Source organism: Ruegeria sp. BG7 (assembly GCF_056535685.1).
Genome location: NZ_JBQFIU010000002.1, coordinates 699,252 through 705,980, shown reverse-complemented (window position 1 = coordinate 705,980; position 6,729 = coordinate 699,252). Strand labels below are relative to the sequence as shown.

At 54.7% G+C, this 6,729-nt stretch carries 5 protein-coding genes and 1 pseudogene; 2 read left to right on the top strand and 4 right to left on the bottom strand.

What is annotated here, in order from left to right:
• A partial coding sequence (locus ACR3EH_RS21015; RefSeq protein ID WP_480634866.1) for an HlyD family secretion protein occupies positions 1–975 on the top strand: 975 nt, incomplete at its 5' end.
• Positions 972–2,494 (top strand): annotated as a pseudogene (locus ACR3EH_RS21010) (DHA2 family efflux MFS transporter permease subunit). The gene ACR3EH_RS21015 and the pseudogene ACR3EH_RS21010, both read left to right, overlap by 4 nt.
• Before the next feature lie 119 nt (positions 2,495–2,613).
• On the opposite strand, the gene ACR3EH_RS21005 reads toward ACR3EH_RS21010, so the two are convergent.
• Genes ACR3EH_RS21005 through ACR3EH_RS20990 form a run of 4 tightly spaced genes read right to left on the bottom strand, consistent with a single transcriptional unit; the run spans position 2,614 to position 6,530 of the window.
• A complete protein-coding gene (locus ACR3EH_RS21005; protein WP_171187829.1) occupies positions 2,614–3,270 on the bottom strand; it encodes an ABC-type transport auxiliary lipoprotein family protein in 657 nt (218 codons plus the stop codon).
• Positions 3,267–4,583, bottom strand: coding sequence for an MlaD family protein (locus ACR3EH_RS21000; protein WP_171095003.1), 1,317 nt, complete (start codon positions 4,581–4,583; stop codon positions 3,267–3,269). Before ACR3EH_RS21000 ends, ACR3EH_RS21005 begins: the two co-directional genes overlap by 4 nt.
• Positions 4,584–4,588: 5 nt before the next feature.
• Positions 4,589–5,404: an ABC transporter ATP-binding protein gene (locus ACR3EH_RS20995; protein WP_171187831.1), complete on the bottom strand. Its 816-nt coding sequence runs from the start codon at positions 5,402–5,404 to the stop codon at positions 4,589–4,591.
• Between the two features lies 1 nt (position 5,405).
• A complete protein-coding gene (locus tag ACR3EH_RS20990) occupies positions 5,406–6,530 on the bottom strand; it encodes an ABC transporter permease (protein WP_171187834.1) in 1,125 nt (374 codons plus the stop codon).
• Positions 6,531–6,729: the final 199 nt, after the last annotated feature.

Sequence of the window (6,729 nt, the reverse complement as noted above, 5' to 3'; positions counted from 1 at the left end):
CTCAAAACCACAGCAATCGCCGTAATGTTGGTAGCCATTGGGGTTGGATTGTTACTGTTCTGGCGGCATGAAGAAAGGTATCCATCCACCAAGGATGCATATATCGGAGCCAATATTATCTATGTGGCGGCTCAGGTAACTGGCCAGGTCGCCGAGGTTCATATTTCGGACAATCAACCGGTCAAGACTGGCGACCTTCTGTTTTCAATTGACGAAACCCAGTTCAAAGCGTCGGTCGATGCGGCAAAGGCCGATTTGGACAGTGCAGTGCAACAGGCCAAGTCTTACTCCACTCAGATAACCGCAGCCGAAGCAGCTGTTGAAAGTGCCCAATCCGCTTATGACACGGCGAACAAAAGCCTCGAAAGAGCGAAGGCGCTGTTTGCCTCGGGGGATGTGGCACAAGCTTCACTGGATCAGACCACATCGGAATTCGCACAAGCCTCAGCGCGACTGACGACCAGCCAATCCAGCCTGTTGGCACTGCAAAGCGGGTTGGAGGCAAAGCAGGACGACATCCTGTCATCGCAAGCACAGCTTGAGATCGCCGAAACAAATCTTGCCTGGACCAAGGTTTTTGCTGCGGCGGACGGCTGGGTCGCAAATCTGACTTTGCGGCCGGGGTCATCGGTCTCGGCCAACGCTCCGCAGTTTTCGATTGTCGAGTCATCGGACTGGTGGGTGGATGCGAACTTCAAAGAAACGTCATTGCCACGCATCCGACCCGGCCAATCGGTCACGGTTCAGGTCGACATGCTGCCCGGTGTGAAACTGAGCGGAAAAGTGGCTTCCATTGGGCGCGGATCAGGAGACACGTTTTCATTGCTGCCTTCCGAGAATGCCAGCGGTAACTGGGTTAAGGTCACGCGTCGTTTTCCGGTTAGGATCGAATTGGATCCGACCGATGCCCCTTTGCGTGTCGGTGGCAGCAGTAAAGTTGTTGTAGACACAACAGGTCCGGCGGACGGTAAATGACTTCGGCGACGTCCGGTCATGTAAACCGGGTGATCGTGGTCGCTGTTGTCCTCAGCGCCATACTGGAAGTGTTGGACAGCACGATCGTCAACGTCGCGTTGCCCCACATTCAGGCGGCGTTTGGGGCGACCACTGATCAAGCGACTTGGATCTTGACCAGCTATATCGTGTCAGCCGTGGTCATTATGCCGCTGACTGGTTTCGTAGCGCGCCGTGTGGGTCGGCGGCGGCTGATCCTGACGGCGGTCAGCGGATTTGCCCTGATGTCGGTGATGTGTGGCCTGTCTTGGAGCTTAGAGGTCATTGTTGCCTTTCGATTGGCCCAAGGTATGTTTGGGGCGTTTTTGATCCCACTGTCACAATCGATCCTGTTCGATGCCTTCCCAGGGAAGACCGTGGGAAGGCGATGGCGATCTTCGGGTTGGGTGTCGTAGTAGCGCCGGTCCTTGGGCCAACGGTTGGCGCGATCCTGACCGAGTATTTCTCGTGGCGTATGGTGTTCTTTGTTAATTTGCCTGTGGCGGCTCTTGCCCTTCTTTTGCTAGCCGGAGAATTGCCCGAAGATAAAACCGAAGATGTGAAGATCGATTGGAAAGGTTTGGCCTTGTTGGCGCTTGGTATCGGGTGCCTGCAGTTTGTTCTGGACCAGGGCGAAACCATGGATTGGATGTCGTCCCGCATAATCCAGGTGGCTGTTGTAGCGTCAATTCTGGGAGCGATTGGATTTGTTGTTCACGCGCTGGTTTCCAGAGATGCAGTCGTAGACCTGCGTCTTTTTGCGGACCGGAATTTTGCCCTGTGCAACCTGATCATCGCAGGTTTCGCGGTTTCACTGTTTGGCGGTATCGCAATATTGCCAACGCTTGTCCAAAATCTGCTCGATTTCCCGGTGATCGCTTCGGGCCACCTGTTTATCCCGCGCGGCATAACTGCCGGGTTATCGATGGTTTTAACAGGTGCGGTGCTGGTTCATCATTTCGATCCACGTGTGTTGACAGGTGCCGGACTGTTGCTGACTGCGATTGGCAATTTCATGATGGGGGCGCTCAACCTCAACGCCGGATTTTGGGAACTGGCGTGGCCCGGAGCCATCAGTGGGTTAGGGATGGGATTGGTCTTCGTTCCAATGTCTATCCTTGCGTTTGAAAGCATCAGTAAAAACCGGCAAGATGAAGCATCTGGCTTGTTCAACGTGACCCGGCAACTGGGGTCATCGGTTGGAATCTCGCTGGTCGGCACATGGATCGTACGCGGGCTTCAGACCAATACTGCAGTGCTCAGCCAGAATGTTACACCGTACAACCCGGCAGCACAGGCTTATCTGAGCCCGCTTGGTCTGACACCTGACAGTGCTGAGGGTGCTGTGATTCTGGGGCAGGAAATTGCGCGACAAGCGGAAATGATCTCATACCTGACCGTTTTCAACAATCTCGGCTTGCTGGCCTTGGCGACAATTCCGCTGTTGTTCTTTTGCCGCGCCCCTAAGCCGGGAACCCAATCGACAGCCCATGTGCACTAACCTAGGCACGTGTGCTTAGACGCAGGCGATGAGAGCTGTGCCGACCACCTGAGTAAACGGATTTTCGCAATAAACAGCGAATACGCCGGTCCAGTTCGCCGTAGTCTAAGCTTCAAGGCCTAGCTAGGGGTAGACCTTGGGTTGTTTGCCACATGTGTGTTGATCCTGCGAATACTCCACTCAACGGCATCTCGCATGGCACGACCCAAGGCAAGATCAAATGCTTTGACCAAATCCGGCGTTTGATCGCTGGCAGCTACAACGTTTTCCTGAAACGAACTGGACGCGATAATCTTGTCTTCGTATTCGTCAATGACCTTTATGTTCATACGCACTTCAATACGGACCGATTTACCGGTTTCTGTTTCTTGGACCACGATGCCCTGAAACTCGCGCAGGTCCGGTGCGATTACATAATCAGCTCTCAGGCCAACTGTGGAACGTCCAACCGCGGCAACTTTCCCCGAGTTTTCGTAGCTTTCCACCAACAGGGTCTGAACGATCAATGGCGCGCGATCTACCCAACGAGCCCGTGGCAGGTACTGCACCTGATAGGGTGTTGGCTGAATGGCGATTTGATCGGTATTCACCGCTGCAGTGGCCGTGGGTTCCTGTACAACGATCTGCTTCTGTATTCTGGGCAACGCGGACGAGAATGTGCTTTTGGGCGTCAAAAGGTACAGATCATTGGGTCTGGCCGCTTGTTGCAACGTTCCCAGACCGGCACAGCCGCCGATCAGGGCAACCACCAGCATAGCGAGAGCAGGCTTGATCATTGACGGAACTCCGATGCTTGGGTGCCTAAAAGGAAACGCGCAGGGTCTCGTTCAACCTTGTCCACAAGGCGGTCTACACTGATGACAAGGCGTTGGGCTTCTTCGACGAAACGGACAAATTGCGGAAGACCAACGCGCAGGAAGTCCGACACTTGGCGGCGGTTGGACTGAACGATGCCGTCGATTGTGCCCAGTAATTCGGACGCCGAGTTGGACGCGCTGAGTACATCGTCCGAGATTTGGTCGATCTTCTCAGTGATGTTTGATACTGTTTCGGTCACTTGGTTGGCGGCCTTGCGGATGTCGGCCGCAACTGGCGCGACTTCTTCTTCCATAACGCGGTTGGCGGAATTGAACGCTGTCTCTGCCGAGGACAATGCCCCTTTTGCTGTGTCCATCGCTGAAGTGATCGAGCCCAGCGTTGTATTTGCGTTCAGGACGGTTTCGTTGACAATTCCAAGCGTGACGCTGCCTTCGTCCGACAACAGGGTTAACCGTTCAGCCAGTCGCGAGCCGCGTTCAATGAAGGGTTGAATATCCTGCTGTAGGATGCGGTCTGCCGTCTGGATCGTGGTTTTTGCCTCGTCCAGCGCGGCTTTTGCGGATTCGGACGCGGATTTGACTGAATTCAGTGTATCTGTACCGGCATTAAGTGTTGTTTCCGCTGTTTCGACCAAAGGATCCAGGCGTTTGGAAAACTCGCCAATATCCTTGGCCGCACTGCCGATGTCGCTAGCGACAGACTCAAAGCTGGTCAGTGTTTTGTCCAGCCGCCCTGTGGCTGACGCAAGGTTGTCCAGTATGTTGCTCACGGCCTCGCGGTTCTTGTCGTCAACGACTTTGTTCAGACTTTCCAAAAGCGTGACAGCCTCGTCCAGAACCTTAGGCGCGCCTTCGAACAAGGACTGAATCGTGCTCCGCTTGCTTTTGATCACGCTGTCCTGTGCCAATCGCTGTGAATCTGGCGACCCACCCGTCAGCTCTACATAACCGACACCGGTCACACCCAGTGATTGCAACTGCGCCACGGTTTCGTCAGTGATTGGAATGTCTGCATCTACTTCGATGCGCACCCTGACTTTCGAGGGGTCGTCGTCATCCAGATTCAACGAAATGACCTGCCCCACGGGAAGGCCGTTAAAGCTTACACCTCCCGCGGCGGAAAGACCTGAGACATTGTCGAATAAGACGTCATAGTAAGCGTATTGGCGCGAGACCTCAAATTTCGCAAGCCACAGGAAAAAACCGAACGCGCCTAAAAGCCCTGCAAGGGTAAACGCGCCAATCAGGATATAATTCGCTCGGGTTTCCATTGCCTCTACCTGTTTTGGCCCTTCTGTTGTGCTGCGCGGGCGCGGGGGCCTGTAAAGTATTCCTGCACCCAAGGATGATCGACCTTGGTCATGTCTTCTATCGGACCTTCAACCAGTACGCGCTGTTCTGCAAGTACGGCAATCCGGTCGCAGATGGCATAAAGGCTGTCCAGATCATGGGTAACCATGAACACCGTCAACCCAAGGGCCCGCTGCAATTCGCCAATCAACTCATCATAAGCCGCCGCACCGATCGGGTCCAATCCGGCGGTTGGCTCATCCAGAAAAACGATCTCAGGGTCCAGCGCCAATGCCCGTGCCAGCGCCGCACGCTTGCGCATACCGCCAGACAGCTCGGATGGAAACTTGCCGCAGCTCAGTTGCGGCAAACCCACCAAGCTGATTTTCAGCGCGCCGAGGGACTCCATCAATTTCTCGCTGAGGTCAGTGTGCTCGCGCAGCGGGGCCATTACATTCTGCAACACGGTCAAAGAGGAAAACAGCGCGCCATCCTGAAATGCCACACCCCAATGGCGTTCGATGCGGCGCCGATCTTCCTCGGGACCGTTCAAGACATCGACACCCAGAACCTCGATACTTCCTGCAGCGGGTTTGTTCAGTCCAACAATTGTTCTGAGCAAAACGGACTTGCCTGTCCCGGACCCGCCGACAATTCCCAGAACCTCACCACGCCAGACATCAAGGTCAAGGTTGTCATGCACAACCTGCGTTCCGAACTGGTTTCGAAGGCCGCGCACACGGATCACGGGCTCTCGCTGCGTTTCTGTCAAAGTCGGTGCCTCTTGTGTTTCGCTGATCATGTCAAATTCCGACCTCTGAGAAGAAAATCGAGAACAGGGCGTCAATCACAATGACCATGAAGATGGACTGCACAACGGAAGCCGTCGTGCGCTGACCCACGCTTTGAGCGGACCCTCTGACCTGCATGGCTTGCCAGCAAGAGATCACGCCAATGACCAAAGCGAAAAAGGGTGCTTTGATCAAACCCACCGCCAATTGCCAGACATCCGTGTTTTCCTTCAGCCGTGTCAGAAACATCCCTGGGCTCACGCCAAGGTCAATCCAGCTCATCAAGGCGCCACCGAACAAACCGGCTATGTCTGCCACAAAACCCAGAATGGGCAGCATGATCAAAAGAGCGAGGACACGGGGAATGACCAGCACCTCAATCGGATCCAGTCCAAGGGTCCGCATGGCATCGATCTCTTCCTGGACTTTCATCGAACCAATAGATGCTGTGAACGCCGAACCCGAGCGGCCTGCAACAATGATGGCGGTCAGCAAAATTCCCAATTCGCGCAGAACCGAGATTGAGATCAATTCGACCACAAAGATCTCTGCGCCAAACTGCTTGAGCTGCGTTGCGCCCTGAAAGGCCAGAACAACGCCGATCAGAAACCCCATCAAGGCCACAATTGGCAGGGCTTTGACGCCAGTCTCCTCCATATGCGTGACCAACGCTGCTTTGCGCAGCCGCCAGGGCATCACAGCGGTTCTAAACAGCCGGTGCAACGTAAGCCCCAGAAACTCCAGCATAGACAGCGTATCCTTCCAGGCCCCGAACGTGCTGCGGCCAACATCGGCAACCCAGTCCGTAAAGCTGCGGGGGTCTTCGAGTTTGCCCGGGTTGTCCGGTATACTATGCGTTACAGTATCGATCAGCTTGGCGTGCGCAGGCTTTGCCCCTTGGATTTCTATCGTCGCACCGTTCGAGGTGCACCGCCGACCAAGGTCAGCGATCAGCCACGCACCGCCAGTGTCCAGCGCTTCAATGTGGGACAAATCAAAAACGACCCTGTCAGGTGCAGGTTGGATAGCCGCAAAGTCCTGTTCTACCGAATGCAGCAATTGGGTCAGCAATTCACCCGATATACGGACATGAGTACCGTCGGTGTCGCGCTCGGCTGATATCGCTGGCTTCGTCATATCGTCATGTGAAGTAAAACCCTTTGGCCCGCAAGCCTTTGTTTCGAAAGGCAGGGTTTTGTGGAGCAGGATGGCGCGCGCGTCACGCCTGACCTTATTTGGTAGAGTCACGTTTTGTAATCTCTGACGGCTTTAGCAAGCGGCGATGTCTTCATTTTATCAGTTGCTTGAGCACAAGAAGCCAGACACATTTCGCGTG

Excerpts from the sequence above, each read along its gene's own strand:
- ACR3EH_RS20990 (WP_171187834.1), bottom strand. The coding sequence starts at position 6,530 with ATGACGAAGCCAGCGATATCAGCCGAGCGCGACACCGACGGTACTCAT.
- ACR3EH_RS21005 (WP_171187829.1), bottom strand. The coding sequence starts at position 3,270 with ATGATCAAGCCTGCTCTCGCTATGCTGGTGGTTGCCCTGATCGGCGGC.
- ACR3EH_RS21000 (WP_171095003.1), bottom strand. The coding sequence starts at position 4,583 with ATGGAAACCCGAGCGAATTATATCCTGATTGGCGCGTTTACCCTTGCA.
- ACR3EH_RS20995 (WP_171187831.1), bottom strand. The coding sequence starts at position 5,404 with ATGATCAGCGAAACACAAGAGGCACCGACTTTGACAGAAACGCAGCGA.